The sequence below is a fragment of the Intrasporangium sp. genome (assembly GCF_036566125.1).
In the GTDB taxonomy this organism is placed as follows: domain Bacteria; phylum Actinomycetota; class Actinomycetes; order Actinomycetales; family Dermatophilaceae; genus Intrasporangium.
Window position 1 is genome coordinate 1 of the sequence record NZ_DATCWX010000183.1, and the last position, 3,191, is coordinate 3,191.

Genomic DNA, 3,191 nt, shown 5'->3' on the forward strand with positions numbered 1-3,191 from the left:
CGTCACCGAGCTGGAGGCCAGCAAGTCCACCGTGGCCTTCGGCGACTGGGACGACATCGTCGAGGAGGTCTCGAGGGGTCGCACGACGGTCGGCCTGCGCTTCCCCGACGGGTCCAACGCCGCCTTCGCGGCCGGCCAGCCTGTCGAGCTGGAGATGCTACCGAGCTCGCAGTCGGCGTCCATCGCCGTGCAGCAGATCGTCCGAGCAGCGGTCGACAAAGTCGAGCTCGACCGGGCGCAGGTCGCGGCGCTCGTCACGCGCGGTGTGACAACACCGGCGGCCGAGAGTGCCATTGCGGCAGCGCGCACCCAGGTCACCGCGCCGACGGTCCACGTCGAGGACGTCGACGAGCTGGCCAAGGAGTTCTCCGGTCTGGGGCAGTTCGACCTCGGCGCGTCGTCGATGGTGTTGCTCTTCACCTTCCTCTCGTCGCTCGCCGGGTCGGCCACCCTCATCCAGGCGCGCCGGCAGGGCGTCATCGCGCGCGCGTTGGCGGCGCCCGTCTCGAACACGCAGGTCCTCCTCGGCCAAGCAGGCGGTCGCTTCACCATCGCCCTCTTCCAGGCGGTCTACATCGCCGTGGCGACCGCCCTGCTCTTCGGGGTCGACTGGGGCAACCTCTGGCTGACCGCACTTGTCCTCGTGGCCTTCTCGGCCGTGTCCGCGGGTGCGGCGATGGTGCTCGGCTCGCTCATCGACAACGAGGGTGCCGCCTCAGGGGTCGGCGTCGGCCTGGGCCTGGTCATGGCCGGCCTGGGCGGCGGGATGGTCCCCCTCGAGCTGTTCAGCGACACGATGCGCACCGTGTCCAAGCTGACTCCGCACGCGTGGGCCTATGAGGCCTTCGCCGAGATCCAGCGACACGACGGGACGCTGGTCGACATCCTCCCGCAGCTCGGCGTCCTCACCGCCATGGCCGCCGTCGCCCTGGCCGTGGGCGCATGGTTGCTGCGTCGCAGCCTCGCCCGCGCCATGTAGTGGCGCCCTTGGGCACGGGGCGAGCTCAGCGGCATACGGCATCCCGTGAACCCAATCGAGTGAACAACTTTCGGGTCCCGAAGTTGTTCACTCGATTGAGTGCGCCGTATGCCGCTGTCGTCGGTCAGGCCTGCGGCAGGCGGTGGTGGACGTCCTCGCTCATCCGCACGATCGACAGGTAGAACTCGAGCGTCATGCGGATGATGGCGAGGTAGATGATGAGGAGGATCGGTCCCAGGATGAGCACTGCGAGTCCGGTGCCCGCGCCCCGGGCGAAGCCGACGAAAAGCCAGAAGAGCCAAGCGATCCCGAGTGCGATCGTCGCCAGCAGGTAGACGAAGCGGACCAGCTTCGGGGTGACGAAGTGGGTGAAGGTGAAGTCGAAGAGCGCCGGCAGGAAACCCTTCGTGTCGCGGGCCGCACCCAGGGCACCATCCATGGATGAGCCCGCCTGCAGTCGTGTCGCGGACCGCGTGGGCTCGGGTGACGGCGGCGCTGTCGTCGACGACGGGATCGGTGTTGTGGGGTCTACGGGCTGGCCGTACGACGGTTGTGACGCTTCTGGGTCGAACAGACCGGGCTCGTGCTGATCACTCATGCTGATTCTCTCCGTTGGGGCTCAATCGGATTCGGATGCTGACAGTCGACGAGCCTAGAGGCACAACGAGGACCGCGGCGTGGAAGCGTTCTCGCCCGGTCAATAGCTCAGCAGGATGACATCCATCCCGCACACGGAATCTGAGGAGCCCGGATCGACCTGATGCATGGCCTCGAGCTCGCGCAACGTCTCGAGGCGTGATGGAGGGCCTCCGCCACTCGCTGACCCGCCACGCCTCCGCATCGGCTATCCCAAAGGTTCAATCCCTCTTTACAGATTAGGTCCCGGACACTATCTGTGATGTCCGGAGATTTCCTCACCATAGAGGAGACAGCGAGCACCCTCTCGGTCTCGACTCGTCATGCCCGCCGCCTTGCCGACTCCGGGGCCATCACCCGCGTCGCTCGCGGGTTGGTGGATCGTCACTCGGTCGACCGTTACCTCCAGTCCCAGCGTCAGGGCCGCACGCGCGCCTGGGCCGAGCACACAGCCTGGGGAACGGTGGCGATCCTGTCAGGACAGGACCCCGAGTGGCTGGGTGCCACGCAAGCCTCACGCCTGCGCTCAATCCTGCGCGAAATGAGCGACGCCGACGAGCTGCTGACGCGGATGCGTGACCGCGCTCGCGTGCACCCCTTTGAGGCACACCGTGCCGCGCTGCCCCGACTACGCCAACTGATCACCTCGACCAACCTTCTACTACTCGGGATCACCGACGCGGTGGACGACAGCGTCGACGGCTACCTTGCCGAGTCCGACCTCGACGCGACGGTGCGCACCCTCGGTCTGCGCGCCGAGGCGGGTGGGGCTGTCGTGCTGCGCACGACCGGCTTCGACTTCGCTCGAGTCCGCGACCTCGTTGGCACCACGACCGTGGCCGCGTTGGACGCGGCAACCAGCACCAACCCCCGTCTGCGTGGCGTCGGCCGCCGCGCATTGGGCGATCTGCTGCAGGCGTACCGATGAGCGCATCCATGAATGCGGACCGGAGACCATCGACGTTGCTGCCGCTCCCGGCGGCTGGCCCGCTCCGTGGCCCCCGCAAGCAGGGCCAATTGACCCTGGACGTGGTGGCGAACCCCGATCTGGTTTCGACAACCGGGGCACGGAGGCCCCAAAGTGAGTATGTGGGCCGCTTCGGCAGCAGCGGGGAAGGTAGGCCGGCGTCGCGGGGGAGATTATCGGACAGCGGGGACTGAGATGACGGCTCGGGTTCCTGGGGCCGCGTCCTCGAGCCAGACGTCACCCCCGGCCTGCCGGACTAGCGCCCTGGTGATGGCGAGGCCGAGGCCTGATCCGCCGCTGTCGCGGTCGCGGCCCTCGTCAAGCCGGGTGAAGCGTTCGAAGACCCGCAGCCGGTCCTCGACCGGGACGCCATGGCCATCGTCGGTCACCGTGACCCGCACGGTGTGACCGGTCCGAGCGGCGGCCACCACGACGCTCGTCGCGGCGTGGCGCACAGCGTTGTCGACCAGGTTCGAGAGGGCCCGGCGCAGGTCTGCCTCGGGCATCGCGGCGCGTATGGTGCCCGGGATTAGCCGAGAAGCGCCCCTGACTGGCACTCGGGCCTGGCCGGCTGCCCGCACGACGTCGGCGAGCAGTTCCGCGACGTCG

Annotated in this window: 4 protein-coding genes; 2 read left to right on the plus strand and 2 right to left on the minus strand. The window is 68.3% G+C overall.

All coding sequences use genetic code 11. From position 1 onward, the window contains the following. Positions 1-979, plus strand: a 979-nt coding sequence (locus VIR15_RS10865; RefSeq protein WP_331927493.1) for an ABC transporter permease, incomplete at its 5' end; no start/stop codon positions are given. 124 nt (positions 980-1,103) lie between these two features. Here the strand turns inward: VIR15_RS10865 and VIR15_RS10870 are convergent. Next, entirely contained in the window at positions 1,104-1,418 is a 315-nt protein-coding gene (locus VIR15_RS10870) for a DUF4282 domain-containing protein (protein WP_331927494.1), read from the minus strand. A gap of 459 nt (positions 1,419-1,877) precedes the next feature. Between VIR15_RS10870 and VIR15_RS10875 the strand changes: the two genes are divergently transcribed. Continuing rightward, the gene (locus VIR15_RS10875) at positions 1,878-2,543 is read left to right on the plus strand and encodes a helix-turn-helix domain-containing protein (protein ID WP_331927495.1); all 666 of its coding nucleotides are present in this window, start codon (positions 1,878-1,880) and stop codon (positions 2,541-2,543) included. A 212-nt stretch (positions 2,544-2,755) separates the two neighbouring features. Here VIR15_RS10875 and VIR15_RS10880 read toward each other — a convergent pair. Continuing rightward, on the minus strand, positions 2,756-3,191 hold a 436-nt coding region (locus tag VIR15_RS10880; protein WP_331927496.1), incomplete at its 5' end, for a sensor histidine kinase.